Here is an 18382-nt window from a genome sequence, read left to right on the forward strand (position 1 = left end):
GCGTGCACAACGCGCCGGGCCACGCTTGAGGAGTCCCCTATGAAGCTCGATCCGCGAATCAGCGCAGAACTCGCCCGGCTTGAACCCAACCAGATTGGTGTCATGGCCTGGTCTTTGATGGCCGATCCCGCCGCAGGCGGCATTCCAGGCCAGCCCGGCCCGGATGATCCCTGGCCCAACCAGCCTGAAGAGCCTGGTGAACCCACTCTCCCTGACGAACCGCCTCCCGCCCCTGTGGCCTGATTTCCCGCATTTGTCGCCAATGGTCAGTTGCTCAGCGCACTGGCCATACTTCATGGTCTCCGATCACAAAGATCCGGCTCTCTTCATCCTGCGTCACTGGATACCCACCGGTAAACGCGCCGAAGGCAGGTAACAGGCTGACTTGAGTGCCGAGGCGAAAGCACGGCAGGCGCAAGCTTTGCCGGCCTTTGCCCCGCAGGCGATACACTGGATGCACGTGCCCCGCTAAAACATGGTGGCTGGCATGGGCGTCGGGCTCGTGCTGCAACGCAAACGGGCCCATCAGCAGGGGTTCGGTCACCACCTCAATGTTCAGATCAACCGGTGGGTCGCCAGCGCGCTTGTCGTGGTTGCCGCGAATCAGTGTGAGCGCTAGAGCTGGATGGCGCTCGCGCCAGGCTCTCAGAGCGTTCAGGGTGCCGCTGGCGTGGGAGCCGGGCCCGTGGAGAAAGTCGCCGAGAAAGATCACCTGCGAGCATGGGAAAGCCGCCAGCAGCCGGTCCAGGCGCTGAAGGTTGTCCGTCGTCGTGCCCTGGGGCACCGGCTGGCCCAGGCTGCGATAGGCCGACGCCTTGCCAAAATGTGCATCGGCGATCAGCAGGCAGCGCTTGACTGGCCAGTACACGGCCTTATCCGCCAGCAACCACAGCTCCTCTTCTGCCAGATGTATCGGGTAATGAGCGGGCATCACGGCTTCCCGTTATCGGCGACTTTTTCCAGATCCTTGACCATCCGTGCAATCCGTTCCGAGAGTTTTTCCGAGCTCAGGCTTTCCCGAAAGCGCTCCACCAGCAGCGGAAAGGCCAGTGGCGTAGGTCGTTTGATTCGATGCAGGTCCAGTTTCAATTCCGACAAGTGACGCAATGTCTCTTCCAGCCGACGAATATCCAACTCTTCCCGCAGGACTTCTTCCCCGGCCTGGGTCAGCAGCAGGTTCTGCGGGTCATATTGCTTGAACACTTCAAAGAACAAACCGCTGGAAGCCTGAACCTGACGCGTGCTTTTCGGCGCACCGGGATAGCCGGCAAACACCAGCCCGGCGATCCGCGCGATTTCGCGAAAGCGCCGCAGGGCCAGCTCACCGGCGTTCAGGCTCGCTATCACGTCATCCAGCAGATGATCCGCACTCAGCAACTCCTCGCTTAATAACTCAGGCCAATCCACCTCGGTCGCGCTCAGCAGTTCCAGCCCGTAGTCATTCACCGCAATCGAGAATGTCACCGCCTGCTGCCGGCTAACCCGCCAGGCCAGTAGGCTCGCCAGCCCCAGATGCACTTGGCGCCCGGCGAACGGATACAGAAACAGGTGCCAGCCTTCCCGTGACTTGAGGGCCTCGGCCAGCAAATACTCGCGGGTCGGCAGCCCGGACCAGCGCAACTGGGTGTTCAGCAACGGTTGCACTGCCTGCATCTCCGGCCCGAGGAATTGACCGTGGGCGGCGGCATCAAAGCGCTCGACCACCGCTTGGGCCAGCTCGTTGGAAAGCGGCATGCGCCCGCCGTTCCAGCGCGGCACGGCAGCCTTTTTCGCGGTACTACGCCGTACATAAGCGGTCATGTTTTCCACCCGCACCAACTCCAGCAAGCGCCCGGCGAACAGAAAACCATCCCCCGGTTTGAGCCGTGCAATAAAGCCTTCCTCGACACTGCCGAGAGTCCTGCCACCGCCGCCCTTGCTCCAGAATTTCAGCTGGATGCTGGCGTCGCTGACGATCGTCCCCACGCTCATGCGATGGCGCCGCGCCAGCCGTGCATCGGGCACGCGCCAGACGCCATGCTCGTCCGGCTCGACCCGGCGGTAATCCGGGTAGGCCGTCAGCGACAGACCGCCATGGCGCACAAAACCCAGGGCCCAGGCCCAATCTGCGTCGCTCAGGTCACGGTAGGCCCAGGCGCTACGAACTTCCTCCAGCAACTCATCAGGCACAAAGCCGCCGCCCAGCGCCATGCTCACCAGATGCTGCACCAGCACATCCAATGGCTTGTGGGGCGACTGCCGGGCCTCGAAACGCCGTTCAGCGATGGCGTCTTGTGCGGCAGCGGCTTCCACCAGCTCCAGGCTGTGGGTCGGCACCAGCGTGACCCGCGACGGCCTGCCCGGCGCATGGCCGGAACGCCCGGCGCGCTGCATCAGACGCGCCACGCCCTTGGCCGAGCCAATCTGCAGCACCCTTTCCACCGGCAGGAAGTCCACCCCCAAGTCGAGGCTCGACGTACACACCACGGCCTTCAGTTGCCCCTCCTTCAGGGCGCGTTCCACCCAATCCCGGGTTTCCCGGGACAGCGAGCCGTGGTGCAAGGCAATCAACCCGGCCCAGTCGGGACGAGCATCGAGCAAGGCCTGGTACCAGATTTCCGATTGTGCTCGTGTATTGGTAAACACCAGGCAACTGCTGCTGGCATCCACCTCGGCCACCACCTGCGGGAGCATTTTCAGGCCGATATGGCCGGCCCATGGGAAACGCTCGATAACCGGGGGCAACAGGGTGTCCACCAGTAATTTCTTGGTCGTTTGACCCTGCACGTTGATCCCGCCACCCTGTGGGATCAACACCTCCAGCGCGTGGGCCTGATTACCCAGGGTTGCGGAAATGCCCCACACAATCAGCTCTGGATGCCATTGTCGCAGGCGGGCGAGGGCCAGTTGCAGTTGTACGCCGCGTTTGTTGCCGATCAGTTCGTGCCATTCATCCACGACCACCATGCGCAGCTTTGACAGGCTGGTTTGGCTGTCGGCACGGGCCAGCATCAGCGTGAGGCTTTCCGGGGTGGTGATCAGGGTGGTGGGCAGGCGGCGGCTCTGGCGGGCGCGCTCGCTGCTGCTGGTGTCGCCGGTGCGCAGGCCGACGGTCCAGTGGATGTTCAGGGGTTCCAGCGGGGCTTCAAGGGCGCGGGCGGTGTCTGCGGCCAGGGCACGCATTGGGGTGATCCACAGGACTGTCAGCGGTTCGGCTGGGGCTTTGCGTTTGCGGGGAGTGTCTTCGGTGATGGCGAAGCGGTTGAGGGCGGCGAACCACAGTGCGTAGGTTTTCCCGGCGCCGGTGCTGGCGTGGAGCAGTCCTGATTGGCCTTCCTTGACGGCCTTCCATACCTGTTTCTGAAAGGCGAATGGGTTCCAGTTTTTGGCGGTGAACCAGTCTTTGGCGAAATTGCGGGATTTGGCCATGCTAGGGGCTCTGGGGGTGTATCTCAGAGACCTGTGGGGTGGGGGAAAGGTTTAACTGCGATTGCTGCGCCGCGGGATAAAAACACGGATATGTGTACCCGGTTCAACCCGCCTTATAAAAGCGCATCAAGCCCGATAAGCCCGCATAAACAATCCCACAACCTCCTGCACATGCTCCTCGGCCGCCTCAGCGCTCAATTGCCCCCCGCACCCATACAGCAAACAAAAATTCGCCGTGCCCTTGAGCAAGCAAAAAAAGTGCTCCGCAGCGGTGAAAGGCTTGGCAATACGCAGTGCGCCACTCTGGTCGATCTTACCGAGGAGCCGCTCCATCCCCTGCAACATACGCATCGGCCCAGCCTCGAAAAAGATCTGCGACAACTTCGGATCCTGACTCCCGGAAGTCATCATCAACCGATGCAAGTTCACCGACTCCTCGCTATTGATCAACACATGAAACCCGCGAGCGATAGTGAGCAGCACCTTCTCCACCGGCATACCTTCGGGCAACTCGAAATACATCACCGGTAGCTGCTCTTCGCACTTGGCGACCACCGCCGCCGAGAACAGGGTCTCCTTGTCGGTGAAATGGCTGTACACCGTCAGCTTCGACACCCCGGCCTCCACTGCCACGGCATCCATGCTGGTACTGGCATACCCATTACTCAAAAACAGAATCTTCGCCGCATCAAGGATCGCCTGGCGTTTTGCCATGTCCTTGGGGCGCCCGGGGCTATTGGTGTTTACAGGATTGTCAGACATTTTCACTTTATTACTGGACTGGTGAGTTTGGTATTAATAACATACTGGCCAGTATAATTATTCCTAGCTCCATTAGCGAAAGGTCCTTCAGCATGCGCAGCTATTTCCTGCCACTCGCGTTGCCTGCCAGCTTGTTATTCCTGTTGGCTGCCTGTGGCCATGAAGAAGCCGCGCAAACCACCATCCGCCCGGCCATGGTGGTTCAGCCAGAGCCTTCGGCGCAGGCTTCTGACAGCTACCCGGGCGAAGTGCGCGCCCGTTATGAACCCGACCTGGCCTTTCGCATCGGCGGTAAAGTCAGCCGACGACTGGTGGAGGAGGGCGAGCGCGTCAAGGCCAATCAGCCCCTGGCAGAACTCGATCCCCAGGACGTACGCCTGCAACTCGAAGCCACCCGCGCCCAGGTCGCCGCCGCCGAGGCCAACCTGAGCCTGGTGCGCGCCGAGCGTGATCGTTACAAGACCCTGATGGACCGTCAGATGGTCAGCCGTTCCCAGTACGACAATTCCGAAAATCTCTACCGCTCAGGTGAAGCCCGCCTCAAGCAGATCAAGGCCGAATTCGACGTGGCCAATAACCAGGCCGGTTACGCCGTACTGCGCGCGCCCCAGGATGGCGTGGTCGCCAAGCGTGCGGTGGAAGTCGGCCAGGTGGTGTCTGCCGGCCAGACCGTGTTTACCCTGGCCACCGATGGCGAGCGAGAGGTGCTGATCAGCCTGCCGGAGCAAAGCTTCGGGCGCTTCAAGATTGGCCAGCCGGTGTCCGTGGAGTTATGGAGCCAGCCCGACCAGCGCTTCAACGGTCGCATCCGCGAACTGTCGCCCGCCGCCGACCCAAAGTCGCGAACCTTCGCTGCCCGTGTCGCGTTTACCGGCGGCAAGGTGCCTGCTGAACTGGGGCAGAGCGCTCGCGTATTCATACAGGCCGACGGCGTGATTCCTTTGGCGGTGCCACTGTCTGCCCTCAGCGCGGAGAACGGGGCGTCCTACGTCTGGGTGGTACAGCCCGACAACACCCTCAAGCGCACACCGGTGCGCATCGGTGCCTTTGGCGAGAAGACCGTGCCGGTGCTGGAAGGCTTGAGCGCAACAGACTGGGTGATCGCAGCCGGTGTGCATGTACTCCATGAGGGCCAGCAAGTGCGCCCGGTGGATCGCTCCAACCGAGTGGTAAGTCTGGCGGCCAAGGAGTAGTCCCCGATGGGTTTCAATCTTTCCGAATGGGCGTTGCGTAATCGCCAGATCGTACTGTTTCTGATGATCCTGCTGGCGGTGGTTGGCACTCTTTCCTACACCAAGCTGGGACAAAGCGAAGACCCGCCGTTTACCTTCAAGGCCATGGTGATCAAGACCAATTGGCCCGGGGCGACCGCCCAGGAAGTGTCACGCCAGGTCACCGAGCGTATTGAAAAGAAACTGATGGAGACCGGCGACTACGAGCGCATCGTTTCCTTCTCGCGCCCCGGTGAATCCCAAGTCACTTTCATGGCCCGGGACTCGATGCATTCCGCGCAGATCCCGGACCTCTGGTACCAGGTGCGCAAGAAGATCAGCGATATTCGCCAGACCTTGCCGCCGGATATCCAGGGCCCGTTTTTCAACGATGAATTCGGCACGACCTTCGGCAATATCTACGCCCTGACCGGCGACGGCTTCGACTATGCCGTGCTCAAGGACTACGCCGACCGGATTCAGATTCAACTGCAGCGGGTGCCGGATGTCGGTAAGGTCGAACTGTTGGGTTTGCAGGACGAGAAGATCTGGATCGAGCTGTCCAACCTCAAGCTCGCCACCCTCGGCTTGCCGCTGGCCGCCGTTCAGCAGGCGCTGCAAGAGCAGAACGCAGTGTCGACCGCCGGCTTCTTTGAAACCCCGAGCGAGCGTGTGCAGCTAAGGGTTTCCGGCAACTTCAAGACCGTTAAAGAGATTCGCGACTTCCCGATCCGCGTCGGTGATCGCACGTTCCGTATCGGCGACGTGGCCGAGATTCATCGCGGCTTCAACGACCCACCGGCACCGCGCATGCGTTATATGGGCGCCGATGCCATCGGCCTGGCCGTGGCCATGCGCGACGGTGGCGACATCCTGGTACTGGGCAAGGCCCTGGAAAGCGAATTCGCACGCTTGCAGAAGAACCTTCCTGCGGGCATGGAACTGCGCAAGGTGTCGGACCAGCCGGCAGCGGTAAAAACCAGTGTCGGCGAATTCGTCCAAGTGCTGGCGGAAGCCCTGGCGATTGTGTTGTTGGTGAGCTTCTTCTCCTTGGGGGTGCGCACCGGCATGGTGGTCGCCCTGGCGATTCCGCTGGTGTTGGCCATGACCTTTGCCACCATGTATTACCTCGGCATCGGCCTGCACAAAATCTCCCTCGGCGCGTTGGTGCTCGCACTGGGTTTGCTGGTGGACGACGCGATCATCGCCGTGGAAATGATGGCGATCAAAATGGAGCAAGGGTACGACCGCCTTAAGGCCGCGAGTTTCGCCTGGACCAGTACCGCCTTCCCGATGCTCACCGGCACGCTGATCACCGCGGCGGGTTTCCTGCCGATTGCCACCGCACAGTCGAGCACCGGTGAATACACCCGTTCGATCTTCCAGGTAGTGACCATCGCACTGCTGGCCTCGTGGGTCGCCGCCGTGGTGTTCGTGCCGTACCTGGGGGAAAAACTCCTGCCGGACCTGGCGAAGATTCATGCGGCCAAGCATGGCACCGACGGGCCGGATCCCTACGGCACGCCGTTCTATCAGCGCGTAAGGCGCCTGGTGGAGTGGTGCGTGCGTCGCCGCAAGACGGTGATCGTCCTGACCTTGCTGTTGTTTATCGGTTCGGTGGCGCTGTTTCGCTTTGTGCCCCAGCAGTTCTTCCCGGCTTCCGGGCGACTGGAGTTGATGGTCGACCTGAAACTGGCTGAAGGCGCTTCGCTGAGCAATACGGCTGACCAGGTCAAACGCCTTGAAGCGTTGCTCAAGGAACATGCAGGTATAGAAAATTACGTGGCCTATGTCGGTACAGGTTCGCCACGTTTCTACCTGCCGCTGGACCAGCAACTGCCGGCCGCCAGCTTCGCCCAATTTGTGGTATTGGCCAAAACCATCGAGGAGCGCGAAAGCCTGCGCACCTGGCTGATCGAGACCCTCAACGAACAGTTCCCGGACCTGCGCTCGCGGGTCACGCGTCTTGAAAACGGCCCACCCGTTGGTTACCCCGTACAGTTTCGGGTGACGGGCGAGCACATCGAAGAAGTCCGGGCCCTGGCGCGGAAAGTGGCGGCCAAGGTTCGCGAAAATACCCACGTGGTCAACGTCCACCTGGACTGGGAAGAACCGAGCAAGATCGTCTACCTCAACGTCGACCAGGACCGCGCCCGCGCCCTCGGCGTGAGCACCGCCAACCTGTCGAAATTCCTCCAGAGTTCCCTTACAGGTTCCAGCGTCAGCCAGTACCGCGAAGATAACGAGTTGATCGAAATCCTGCTGCGCGGCACCGTTCACGAGCGTACTGAACTGTCGCTGCTGCCAAGCCTGGCGGTGCCGACCGACAACGGCAAGAGCGTTGCGCTGTCGCAGATCGCGACCCTGGAATACGGCTTTGAAGAAGGCATCATCTGGCACCGCAACCGTCTGCCGACGGTGACCATCCGCGCCGATATCTACGGCAAGGAGCAACCGGCAACCCTGGTGCAGCAGATCCTGCCAACCCTGGAGGGCGTACGCGCTGAACTGCCGGACGGTTACCTGCTGGAAGTTGGCGGCACGGTGGAGGATTCCGCCCGTGGGCAGAACTCGGTCAAGGCTGGCGTGCCGCTGTTTATCGTGGTGGTGTTGACCTTGCTGATGCTGCAACTGCGCAGCTTCTCACGCACGGCGATGGTGTTTCTCACAGCGCCGTTGGGGTTGATCGGGGTGACGCTGTTCCTGCTGGTGTTCCGCCAACCCTTTGGGTTCGTGGCGATGCTGGGGACCATCGCGCTGTCGGGGATGATCATGCGCAACTCGGTGATCCTGGTGGACCAGATTGAACAGGACATCAAGGCCGGCCTGGCTCCCTGGCAGGCAATTATCGAGGCGACGGTGCGACGCTTCCGGCCGATCGTATTGACCGCCCTGGCCGCCGTATTGGCGATGATCCCGCTGTCTCGCAGCGTGTTCTTCGGGCCAATGGCCGTGGCGATCATGGGCGGCTTGATCGTGGCGACGGCGTTGACGCTGTTGTTCCTGCCGGCCCTGTACGCGGCCTGGTTCAGGGTCAGGAAGGATGTGGCGTAAGGCGGGCAGCCTTCATATTCCAACGCGGAGCAGGGAACGTTTTCGGACGTTCCTTCCACTTAGGGACTACCTGATCGCAGGTATTGATTTACCGGTTACGGCGATTGCTGCAGCCGGTAAGTGAAGACGTCTAAATGGATTGAAGGATTGCCCTATGTGTATTAGTTCCATCATGCGTATGTTTGCCCGCCCTCCTAAACCGGAGCCAGAGCCCGAGTGCTCGAAGCCAAAGCCGTGCGAGACAAAGCCGGCAGAGCCCGAATGCCCGCCACCATGGGCTTGCCCTCCGAAAACCTGTTCAACAAGTTCTGAAAACCAGACAGGAACAATTACGTTTGGGATGGTTTCGATGCAGTCGTTTTCCCCCGCAGGCAACGCATAACCACAGAAAAAGGGATCGCCCCGGGCAGAGGAGCGATCCTGTTGGCTTACAAGCTGCCAAACACTTTTTTCGCCAAACTGGTCGCCGCGGCCGCCGGGTTCTTGCGAATGGTCTCTTCCTGCTGCGCAATCATCTTGAACAGCCCGTCCAGCGCCTGCTCGGTCACGTAGCTTTCGACGTTGGCACTCTTGGCATCAATCGCGCCAAAGGTCGCCGCCTTGCCCGCTAGGGCGTTGTACTGCTGGGCCACGCCGACCTTGTCGGTGGCCGCTTTAACGATCGGCAGGAACTTGGCCCGGATCTCGTCACGGCTGCTTTTGTTCAGGTACTGGGTGGCGGAGTCCTGGCCACCGCTGAGGATGCCCTTGGCATCGGTCACGCTCATGTTCTTCACTGCGTTTACCAGGATCGGCTGAGCCTGGGTCACGGCAGATTCGGCCGCCTTGTTCATGCTGGCTTCCAGTTGGTTGACCTGGTCACCCATGCCAAACATCTTCAACTTGTCGGCGACTTTGCCCAGCTTGCCCGGCAGGCCGATTTTCACTTCGGGGTTGTTGCTGAAACCGCCGGGCACGCCCAGTTGTTTGACGGCAATCTGCGCGCCTTGGGTCAGTGCATCCTTGAGGCCGCCGGCAGCGTCCCCTTGGGACAGGCTGCCGAGGGACAAGGCCATGGCGTTGGCGCCGAGCAGCAGGCCGGCGCACAGGGCAGTGAGGCGAAGGGAGTTACGGAGCATGGGCGCTTCCTTATGTTCGATTTTTTAATCAGTGTGCAACCGCATCCACGCGTACGCGCAGCGGTTGTGGATCCTGGCCGTTCAACTGCACGGAGTGCCGTTCGGTGGTAATGAACAGTAGCTTGCCATCCAGTTCGATGCGAGCGCTGACCGAGTAGCTGTGGCCAGGCTTGACTTGGGCGGGGTCGTAGCTCAGGTGGAAGGGCAGTGGCACCTGGCCTTTCACCGGGCCTTTCTGCTCGGCCAGGGTCACGGCCGGGGCGTCCATCAAGGACACGTCTTGCAGGGTCACACTCAAGGTGGCGGCGGGCGGCAGGGCGCTGCGTTGCAGGTAGAACACTTCGCCGTCGAGGCTGGCTTTGGTGGGCGTGGGGCTCATGGCCTGGCAGGCTCCCAGCAGTGCGGTCAGGCCCAGGAGGATGATTTTTTTCATGGTACAGCTCCTTGTCAGCGGCCCCAGAAACACCCTGGCGCCTCGGTCACTCTAGTGTGTTTCTTCGGGTACGACGGGCTTGTCCGCTGCGTCTTCACTGCGATGCAGGGCCACCTGGCGAATTGACAGGCGAATATCCGCCGGCAACACGCGCTTGGCCGCGCCTTCGGCCAGTTCACCCAGCAGCGGGTGATAGCTCAACTTGCCGGCCTCGTCGCGGCGCAGTACATCTTGCTCCAGCAACGTCTGGATGAAATGTCGGAAAAGGCTCTTGTCGAAGAACTCCGGGGCATTCAGCCCGTGAAGGATCGACAGGCGCTGGGCCATGACGGTGCACAGGTCTTCCAGCTCTTCGGCGCTGATGCTGTTCTGGCCGCTGTTGAGCAGCAGCGAGATAGCCATGTAGAAGCGTTGCAGGGTCTGGGCGATGCTCTTGGACAGCAGCGTCAGCAGTACAAAGTGCCGCGAACTCGGGGCCGGGCGCAGGTACACCTCGTTTTCGAAACGCAGCAGGCCTTGTTCGACGAAGGCTTCCAGCCATTGGTCGACCACCGCGTCCAGCTCGTCCAGGGTCCAACGGATAAACAACTCCGATTGCAGATACGGGTAGAGCGCGCGGGTGTAGCGCAGGATCTGTTCGCGGCTCATGCGCGAGCTGCTCTGGAAGAAACTCGCCAGCAGCGCCGGCAGGGCGAAGATGTGCAGCACGTTGTTGCGGTAGTACGTCATCAGGACGGCATTTTGCTCGTCCAGATAAAGGATTTTGCCCAGGGCATCGCTCTGTTCCGACAGCAGTTTCATGTCCTTTACATGCTTGATCAGCGCCAGGCCATCCCCCTCGGGCAAGGTGGTGTGGGGCGAGTAGGGCACCTTGCGCAGTAGCGCCAGATACAGATCAAGCTGGCGCGCCATGGCTTGTTCGTCCAGGGCCAGGCGGGTAGTGGACAGCAGCGCCAGCGCCACCAGGTTCACCGGGTTGATCGCCGCCGCTTCGTTCAGGTGTTGCGCCACCCGCTCGCCGAGGCGGTTGGTGGTTTCGTTGAGCCATGCCGGCTTGTAGTTCGGGCCCAGTTCCTGGGAACGCCAGTCGGGCTGCTCGCTGTCGAGGAATTCAGCCAGCTTGATCGGTTCGCCGAAGTTCACCGCGACCTGGCCAAAGCGCTGCTTGAGGGCGCCGACCACTTTGAAAATATCGAAAATCGACTCTTTCTTCTTGCTCGCACCGCGCAGTTCGCCGAGGTAAGTCCGGCCTTCCAATACGCGCTCATAGCCGATGTACACCGGCACAAACACGATGGGCATGCGCGAGGAGCGCAAGAAGCTGCGCAGGGTGATCGCCAGCATCCCGGTCTTCGGTTGCAGCATGCGCCCGGTGCGCGAGCGTCCGCCTTCGACGAAGTATTCCACCGGGAAACCCTTGGTGAACAAGGTGTGCAAGTATTCGTTGAACACCGAGGTGTACAGCGGGTTGCCCTTGAAGGTGCGGCGCATGAAAAACGCCCCGCCACGGCGCAACAGGCTGCCGATCACCGGCATGTTCAGGTTGATCCCGGCGGCAATGTGCGGCGGGGTCAGGCCATTCTTGAACAGCAGGTACGACAGCAGGAGGTAATCGATATGGCTGCGATGGCACGGCACATAGATCACCTCGTAGCCCTGGGCGACCTTTTGCACGCCCTCGACGTTGTTGACCTTGATGCCGTCGTAGATCTTGTTCCAGAACCAGCTCAGCACCACTTCCAGGAAGCGGATGGCGGTGTAGGTGTAGTCCGAGGCAATTTCGTTGCCGTAGCGCAGGGCCTGGGCCTTGGCTTTCTCGGGGGTGATGTTCTCGCGTTCGGCTTCGTCGAGGATCGCCTGGCGCACCAGCGGCATGTTGACCAGGCCTTTCACCAGGTTGCGCCGGTGGGACAGGTCGGGGCCGATCACCGCGGTTTTCAGGTTGCGAAAGTGCACCCGCAGGATGCGTTGGGCCATGCGCACGGTGCGTTCGTGGCCTTTATTGTGCTCGATCAATTCACGCAGGTTGATGGGCGCGGAGAATTGCACCCGGGTCTTGCGGCCCAGGATCAGGATGCTCAGCAGGCGGCGCAGGCGGCCGGTCACGGCCCAGCTGTCGGCGAACAGCAGCTTCCAGGGGCTGGACTCGCTGTCGGGCGACTGGCCCCAGAACACGCTGACTGGAATGATCTGTGCATTCTCTTCGGCGTGTTCGGTGAGCACATCCACCAGGCGGGTCAGGGTCGGCGGTGCGCCACGCTTGTCCTGGCGGCCGAGCCAGTCGGGGTCGGGCGTCAGGTAGAAGAAGGCTGCCGGTTCCATCAACGGGCCGACCGATACCGGCAGCACCGGGCGCGGCAGGCCGGCCTTGGTACATTCGGTATCAACCACCGCCAACTCGGTGAGGGATGGGGATTGCAGGACGTAAAACACCGGACGACTGCGGTCGAGGTTCAGGGTAAGGGACGACTGGTTGATCGTCTCTGAGCGAACCCAGAGGTACAACAGCCGACGCAAGGTGCCAAATACCAGACGGCGAAAGGGAGAGCGGGTCATACGGCTTCTGCTTTGAGTGGGAAAAACCGAGCGGTTGCTCGGTGCGCCAGTGTGCAGTATTAGCCGAAAATCGGCAAAAAAGCGGCGAAGTAATCTTGAGTTGAAGCTTTTTGAGCCTGTCTTATACTCGGCAGTTCAACTGCGACGACTCAACAATAAACGTACTTATAAAAAGCATGTGGGAGCAAAACAGATGGCAACGCGCGAGACCGGCAATGTGAAGTGGTTCAATGACGCCAAGGGTTACGGCTTTATACAGCGGGAAGATGGCAAGGATGTGTTTGTGCACTACCGCGCCATTCGCGGTGACGGGCACCGTTCGTTGTCTGAAGGCCAGCAGGTGGAATACGCCGTCGTGACGGGCGAGAAGGGCTTGCAGGCTGAGGATGTGGTGGGCTTGTAACCCTTCCATGATCGTTCCCACGCTCTGCGTGGGAATGCTTCTTTGGACGCTCCGCGTCTGCTTTTAATCGTGACGCGGAGCGTCACAGGCTGCATTCCCACGCAGAGCGTGGGAACGATCCCTCAGGCTGTTTTCCAGGTGATCTGCTCTTCACCGTCTTCGCTGATACGAATCCAGGTATCCGCGCTTTCTTCACCTTCTTCCTCAACCCAGCTGCCCGGCGCGCAACGCACTTCGACGTTTAGCGCGGCAAAGGCCGCACGGGCGCAGGCGATGTCGTCTTCCCACGGGGTCTGGTCGCTTTCCAGGTACAGGCTGTTCCATTTTCCTACGGCTTTCGGCAGCCAGGTGACCGGCACGCTGCCGGCTGTGCACTTGTAGGTCTGGCCGCGCTGGACCCAATCGGTGCACGGGCCCAGGGCGACGCCCAGCCAGGCGGCGATGGCCTTGTAGTCGACGTCGGCGTCCTTGAGGTAAATCTCGATATCAGGTTGGCGCATGGATGTTCCTCATTGCGGGATTCTGAAAATCCATTCGCGGATTCAGCGCAGGCCTCGAGAGGCCCGCAAAATAATGGGTTATTGAAGCACGAAATAGTCGTAGCGCATCGACACGGTGACCAGCAGCGGTTCGGCGGCCTCGATCACCTGCGCTCGGCGCTCGGCACTGGCGCGCCAGCCGTGGGGTGTCATCGCCAGCAGGTTGGCGCGGTCCTTGGGGTCGGCCAGGCTGAGTTTGAACTCCAGGGTTTCACTGTGCTGCAGGCTCATGCCGTCCGGTACCAGCGCCAGGTGCTTGTCGTCGGTGTACTCGCGCACTTCGTCGTACAAGCGCTCGCGCAGCTCCATCAGGTGGCCGCTGGTGGGGCCGACCTTCATCAAGCCGCCGCCCGGGCTGAGCAGGCGCTTGGCCTCCAGCCAGTCCAGCGGGCTGAAGACACTGGCAAGGAACTGGCAGCTGGCATCCGCCAACGGCACCCGGGCCATACTGGCGATCAACCAGGTCACCGTGGGGTTGCGCTTGCAGGCGCGCTTGACCGCTTCCTTGGAAATATCCAGGGCGTAGCCGTCAGCGCGCAGCAGGGCGTCTGCGATTTGCGCGGTGTAGTAACCCTCGCCACAACCGATATCCAGCCAGCGCTGGGGTTTGCGTTCCGCGGCCAGTTCGGCAAGGCGCTTGGCCACCGGGGCGTAGTGTCCGGCATTGAGGAAGTCGCGGCGCGCTTCCACCATCGCCAGGTTATCGCCCGGGTCGCGGCTGTTCTTGTGCTGCACCGGCAACAGGTTCAGGTAACCTTGGCGCGCGCGGTCGAAGCGGTGCCCGACCGGGCAGGCCACGCCATTGTCCACCTCGTGTAACGGTGCGCTGCAAATGGGGCAAGCGAGCATCAGGCGAGCAACTTGATCAGGGTCTGGTAGTAGATTTCGGTCAGCACATCGAGGTCGCTGGCGAGGATGCGCTCGTTGACCTGATGGATGGTCGCGTTGACCGGGCCCAGTTCCACCACCTGAGTGCCGAGTGTCGCAATGAAGCGACCGTCGGAAGTGCCGCCACTGGTGGACGCCTTGGTCTCGCGGCCGGTGACGGCCTTGATGCTGGCGGAGACGGCATCGAGCAATGCGCCCGGCTCGGTGAGGAACGGCAGGCCCGACAGCGCCCACTCCACATGCCAGTCCAGGCCATGCTTGTCGAGAATCGCCGCGACCCGCTGTTGCAGGCCTTCGACGGTGGACTCGGTGGAGAAACGGAAGTTGAACACCGCCGTCAGGTCGCCCGGGATCACGTTGGTGGCGCCGGTGCCCGAATTAAGGTTGGAAATCTGGAAGCTGGTGGGCGGGAAGAAGCTGTTGCCATCGTCCCAATGCTCGGCGGCCAGTTCGGCCAGGGCCGGAGCGGCCAGGTGGATCGGGTTCTTCGCCAGGTGCGGGTAGGCCACGTGGCCTTGCACGCCGCGCACGGTCAGGGTGGCGCCGAGGGAGCCGCGACGACCATTCTTGACCACGTCACCCACCAGGGTGGTGCTCGATGGTTCGCCGACGATGCACCAGTCCAGGCGCTCCTTGCGGGCCGCGAGGCGTTCGATCACAGCCTTGGTGCCGTGGTGCGCCGGGCCCTCTTCGTCACTGGTGATCAGGAAAGCAACCGAACCCTTGTGGTCCGGGTAGTCGGTCACGAAGCGTTCGGACGCGACCAGCATCGCGGCCAGGCTGCCTTTCATGTCGGCCGCGCCACGGCCGCAGAGCATGCCGTTTTCGTCGATCAACGCGTCGAACGGATCGTTCTGCCAGGCCTTGACCGGACCGGTCGGCACCACGTCGGTGTGGCCGGCGAAGCACAATACCGGGCCTTCGTGTTTGCCATGGGTGGCCCAGAAGTTATCCACATCCTCGATGCGCATCGGCTCAAGCGCAAAACCGGCGTCGCCCAGGCGCTGCATCATCAGCTTCTGGCAATCGGCATCGATCGGCGTCACCGACGGGCGACGGATCAGGTCGATAGCGAGTTGGAGGGTCGGCGAAAGGTCGGCATGGGCCGTCATGTAAAAACTCCGGAAATCGAGGCGGCGACGTTCTAATTGTAGGAGCGAGCTTGCTCGCGAAGGTCGTTAACGATAACGCGGCCTGTCTGGATGGACGCGTCGATCTCAAGTGCTTCGCGAGCAAGCTCGCTCCTACAGTCATGTGCAAGGCAAAAGGGCCGTTATCTTATAGCAAAACGGCGGCCAGAGGCCGCCGTTTAGTGCATTGCGCAGGATTTTAAGCGGCCGTCACAGGCTCTTCCTTCGGCGCCGGTTTCGGCAGCGACGACAGGAACGCCATGATCAGCGCCGCCACATACGGCAGCGACTGCACCAGCAACATCACCACCCAGAAGCGTATGTCATTGCTCGGCAGGCCCTGCACCAGGTAAATGCCCAGTGCCGCGCCCCACAACAGCAGCATGATGAACATCTCTTCCCGGGCTTCGGAAATCGCGACCCAGAAACCGTGGTTATCGGCATTCTTCGGTGTACGAAAGAACGGAATGCTGGTGGTGAAGAAGCCGTACAGCACCGCCTTGGCGATGGTGTGGGACAACGCCAACCCGGCCAGTGCCGCGCAGAACGCATCTTTCAGGTTCACACCCACCGCACGACGGTAGAGGAAGATAATCTTGCCGACCTTGAACACGAACAACGCCAACGGCGGGATCGCGAAAATCAGCAGCGGCGGGTCAACCCGCGTCGGCACGATAATCATCGCCGCCGACCACAGCAGGGCGCCCACGGTGAAGAAGATGTTCATGCCGTCTGCCACCCACGGCAACCAGCCCGCGAGAAAGTGGTAGCGCTGGCCACGGGTCAGCTCGGTGTCCTTGCCGCGCAGGAGGCTCGCGGTGTGACGCTTGATGATCTGAATCGCTCCGTAGGCCCAGCGGAAACGCTGTTTCTTGAAGTCGATAAAGGTATCGGGCATCAGCCCCTTGCCGTAGCTGTCGTGGTAGTACGCCGCCGACAGGCCTTTCTCGAATACCCGCAGGCCCAGCTCGGCATCTTCGCAGATGCACCAGTCGGCCCAGCCCAGTTCTTCAAGCACCGAACGCCGGGTCATGGTCATGGTGCCGTGCTGGATGATCGCGTCACGGTCGTTGCGGGTGACCATGCCGATATGGAAGAAGCCCTTGTATTCCGCGTAGCAGAGCTTCTTGAAGGTGCTTTCGTTCTGGTCGCGATAATCCTGTGGCGACTGCACCACGGCGATTTTCGGGTCGGCGAAGTGCGGCACCATGTGCTTGAGCCAGTTTGGCGACACGCAGTAATCGGAGTCGATCACCGCGATCACTTCGGCATCCTTGGCGGTATGCGGGATCAGGTAGTTCAGCGCGCCGCCCTTGAAACCGGCCAGGGGCGAGACGTGGAAGAACTTGAAGCGCGGGCCCAGGGTTTCGCAGTAGTCGCGCACTGGCTCCCACACGGCCGGGTCCTTGGTGTTGTTGTCGATGATCAGGACTTCGTAGTCCGGATAGTCGAGGGCGGCCAGGGCGTCGAGGGTCTGTTTGACCATCTCCGGCGGCTCGTTGTAGCACGGCACGTGGATCGAGACTTTCGGGCGGTAGTCCGAATCCCCTTCAACCGGCAGGAATTCACGCCGGCGTTTGTGGGTCCAGACCGCTTCCGCCAGTTCATGGGCCTCGGTCAGCAGCACGATGAATACGCCCAGGGCGCCGAGGGCCAGGAGGATGCCCACGGTAACGCTGAACCAGGTGCTGTATTGCTGGCTGTAGTCGTAACCGATCCACACCAGCACCGAACCGCACAGGAACGCGATGAAGGTCAGGAAGGTCCGGCCTCGCTGGCGCAGTGCCGAGCCGTCGATCATCAGCAGCGTCAGGGACAGCAGCGCAAGCACCACCGAACCGATGGCCAGCACCCGCCATTGCGGGATCGCTACCACCGGCCCTTCAAAGTTGAATTTCTGCTGGCGTGCGGCGTTGAACACGCCCCAGTAGGCGCCCGCCGAGCCTTCATCGCTGACTTTCCACGGCTGGTCGAACGCCTCGATCACGAAGTAGTTGTAGCCCTGGCGATTGAGCTTGTTCACCAGTGTGCGCAGGTAAATTGCCTGGTCGGCCGGGGACGTTTCATTGCCACCACGCATGCGGCCGTTACTCGGCCAGCCAACCTCCGACAGCAGCAGCGGCTTTTTCGGGAACAATTTCTTCAGGTCCCGGGCGCGGTCGAGTACGTACTGGCCGGCCTTGTCCATCGGAATGAATTCCCAGAACGGCAGGATGTGCGCGGCGATCAGGTCGACGTGCTTGGCCAGTTGCGGGTTCTTTTCCCAGATGTGCCATTGCTCGGAAGTCGTCACCGGTACTTTCACGGCGGCGCGCACCCGGTCCAGCAGCACGATCAGCGCCTCCGGGGTGATTTCTTCACGGAACAGCGCTTCGTTACCCACCACCACCCGCACGACGCTGCGGGAGTTGTTGGCGATTTCGATGGCACGCTGGATCTCGCGCTCGTTGCGCTCGAGGTCCGGGCTGATCCAGATACCCAGGGTCACCCGCAGGCCGAACTCTTCCGCCAGCTTGGGGATATCCCCCAGGGTGCCGTCGACCGAGTAGGTACGGATGTTGTCCGTCAGCTTGCTCATGATCGCCAGGTCCTGACGCATTTGATCGTCAGTCGGATACTGGTCTTTCTGTGGGAACTGGCCTTGCTGGAACGGCGAGTAGGAAAAACCGGAGATCTGTTCAGGCCAGTTAGGGGCAGTGACCGGGCGGTTGATCAGCGCCCAGAAGCCGGTGAACAGCGCGGCAATTGCCAGCACTACCACCAGGTTGAGTCCAAATTTACGCGATGACATGGCTATTTCGGGTTCCAAAGGGTGTGGAACGAAAAGAGGTGTCGGCCTGCGCCGAACGGCGCGCATCCTACACCGGCCTTTCACTGACC

General features: G+C 61.4%; 14 protein-coding genes. 4 read left to right on the forward strand and 10 right to left on the reverse strand.

The features are described 5' to 3' along the window. Positions 1–39: 39 nt before the first annotated feature. Positions 40–243 (forward strand): hypothetical protein, encoded by a 204-nt coding sequence (locus HBJ59_RS28800; RefSeq protein WP_003219272.1) that lies wholly within the window; start codon positions 40–42, stop codon positions 241–243. Between the two features lie 31 nt (positions 244–274). On the opposite strand, the gene pdeM is transcribed toward HBJ59_RS28800, so the two are convergent. From pdeM to HBJ59_RS28815, 3 genes are all read right to left on the reverse strand, one after another. Beyond that, positions 275–931: a ligase-associated DNA damage response endonuclease PdeM gene (gene pdeM / locus HBJ59_RS28805; RefSeq protein WP_167665517.1), complete on the reverse strand. Its 657-nt coding sequence runs from the start codon at positions 929–931 to the stop codon at positions 275–277. Further along, on the reverse strand, positions 931–3408 hold the full coding sequence (locus HBJ59_RS28810) for a ligase-associated DNA damage response DEXH box helicase (RefSeq protein ID WP_167665518.1): 2478 nt from the start codon (positions 3406–3408) through the stop codon (positions 931–933). Before HBJ59_RS28810 ends, pdeM begins: the two co-directional genes overlap by 1 nt. A gap of 126 nt (positions 3409–3534) precedes the next feature. Further along, positions 3535–4170, reverse strand: coding sequence for a TetR/AcrR family transcriptional regulator (locus HBJ59_RS28815; protein ID WP_076015808.1), 636 nt, complete (start codon positions 4168–4170; stop codon positions 3535–3537). A 92-nt stretch (positions 4171–4262) separates the two neighbouring features. On the opposite strand from HBJ59_RS28815, the gene HBJ59_RS28820 reads away from it, so the two are divergent. After that, positions 4263–5363 carry an efflux RND transporter periplasmic adaptor subunit gene (locus tag HBJ59_RS28820; RefSeq protein ID WP_076015807.1) on the forward strand — a complete coding sequence of 367 codons (1101 nt, stop codon included), beginning with the start codon at positions 4263–4265 and terminating at the stop codon, positions 5361–5363. Between the two features lie 6 nt (positions 5364–5369). Next, entirely contained in the window at positions 5370–8435 is a 3066-nt protein-coding gene (locus tag HBJ59_RS28825; RefSeq protein ID WP_076015806.1) for an efflux RND transporter permease subunit, read from the forward strand. A gap of 428 nt (positions 8436–8863) precedes the next feature. Here the strand turns inward: HBJ59_RS28825 and HBJ59_RS28830 are convergent, their stop codons facing one another. Genes HBJ59_RS28830 through plsB form a run of 3 tightly spaced genes read right to left on the reverse strand, consistent with a single transcriptional unit; the run spans position 8864 to position 12542 of the window. After that, complete coding sequence (locus HBJ59_RS28830) at positions 8864–9553, reverse strand: DUF4197 domain-containing protein (RefSeq protein WP_076015805.1); 690 nt, start codon at positions 9551–9553, stop codon at positions 8864–8866. A gap of 28 nt (positions 9554–9581) precedes the next feature. Then, entirely contained in the window at positions 9582–9986 is a 405-nt protein-coding gene (locus tag HBJ59_RS28835; protein ID WP_167665519.1) for a YbaY family lipoprotein, read from the reverse strand. 51 nt (positions 9987–10037) lie between these two features. Further along, a complete protein-coding gene (plsB, locus tag HBJ59_RS28840; RefSeq protein WP_076015803.1) occupies positions 10038–12542 on the reverse strand; it encodes a glycerol-3-phosphate 1-O-acyltransferase PlsB in 2505 nt (834 codons plus the stop codon). A gap of 193 nt (positions 12543–12735) precedes the next feature. Between plsB and HBJ59_RS28845 the strand changes: the two genes are divergently transcribed. Further along, a complete protein-coding gene (locus tag HBJ59_RS28845) occupies positions 12736–12945 on the forward strand; it encodes a cold-shock protein (RefSeq protein WP_076015802.1) in 210 nt (69 codons plus the stop codon). A 122-nt stretch (positions 12946–13067) separates the two neighbouring features. Here the strand turns inward: HBJ59_RS28845 and HBJ59_RS28850 are convergent, their stop codons facing one another. The 4 genes from HBJ59_RS28850 to HBJ59_RS28865 form a co-directional block, all read right to left on the reverse strand. Next, positions 13068–13445 carry a hypothetical protein gene (locus HBJ59_RS28850; RefSeq protein WP_076015801.1) on the reverse strand — a complete coding sequence of 126 codons (378 nt, stop codon included), beginning with the start codon at positions 13443–13445 and terminating at the stop codon, positions 13068–13070. Positions 13446–13523: 78 nt separating this feature from the next. Beyond that, on the reverse strand, positions 13524–14333 hold the full coding sequence (locus HBJ59_RS28855; protein WP_076015800.1) for a putative RNA methyltransferase: 810 nt from the start codon (positions 14331–14333) through the stop codon (positions 13524–13526). Further along, complete coding sequence (gene dapE / locus HBJ59_RS28860) at positions 14333–15484, reverse strand: succinyl-diaminopimelate desuccinylase (protein ID WP_167665520.1); 1152 nt, start codon at positions 15482–15484, stop codon at positions 14333–14335. Before dapE ends, HBJ59_RS28855 begins: the two co-directional genes overlap by 1 nt. A gap of 217 nt (positions 15485–15701) precedes the next feature. After that, complete coding sequence (locus tag HBJ59_RS28865; protein WP_076015798.1) at positions 15702–18293, reverse strand: glycosyltransferase; 2592 nt, start codon at positions 18291–18293, stop codon at positions 15702–15704. Between the last annotated feature and the right edge of the window lie 89 nt (positions 18294–18382).

It is taken from the genome of Pseudomonas sp. AN3A02, from assembly GCF_011765255.1.
In the GTDB taxonomy this organism is placed as follows: domain Bacteria; phylum Pseudomonadota; class Gammaproteobacteria; order Pseudomonadales; family Pseudomonadaceae; genus Aquipseudomonas.